The following is a 513-nucleotide window of genomic DNA, read 5'->3' as shown; positions in this document are numbered from 1 at the left end:
CGGCCGGCGCATCCTGCGCCAACGCAGGACTGGCAAGCGCACCAACCGCAACTGCACAAAGCAAGGTTGCCCGGATTCGAAGATCTTTCCTCATTATTATTCCCCTTTATGACGATAATAATATGCAACTCAGCCCTGCAAGATCCTTTTTTGTTCTAATTACCTATCCATCAAATCAGATACTTCACTCCAAACCTATCAGATCACCTCGCCGCCGGGCAACTGGATCTCGTTGACGCCCTTGGCAAAGCTGTGACCGTTCCAATATTGCTGCCCGGCCACCAACAGATCCTGCGCCGGAAACTTCGTCAGAAGCCGCGGACCATCCTTCGTGACATGGATCTCTTCCTCGATCCGGGCCGCGGTCGTTCCGTCTTCGGAAGGCCAGTAGGTCTCGATCGCAAAGACCATCCCTTCCTCGATCGTGATCGGGTGTTCGATCGAGTGATAGCGGCTGATCAGCGGCTGTTCCCACAGGCCAACGCCGATGCCATGCGCATATTGCAGCCCGAA

The 513-nt window shown here is 54.8% G+C and carries 1 protein-coding gene; it reads right to left on the bottom strand.

Annotation, left to right across the window (positions count from 1 at the left end; translation table 11 throughout):
- Positions 1 to 198: 198 nt before the first annotated feature.
- Positions 199 to 513 (bottom strand): M24 family metallopeptidase (locus MRBLMA1_RS16705; protein ID WP_363738256.1); only part of this gene is annotated, 315 nt, incomplete at its 5' end.

Source organism: Sphingobium sp. LMA1-1-1.1 (assembly GCF_040676365.1).
In the GTDB taxonomy this organism is placed as follows: domain Bacteria; phylum Pseudomonadota; class Alphaproteobacteria; order Sphingomonadales; family Sphingomonadaceae; genus Sphingobium.
The sequence above is the reverse complement of the archived record's forward strand: the minus strand, read 5'-3'. Positions and strand labels throughout refer to the sequence as shown.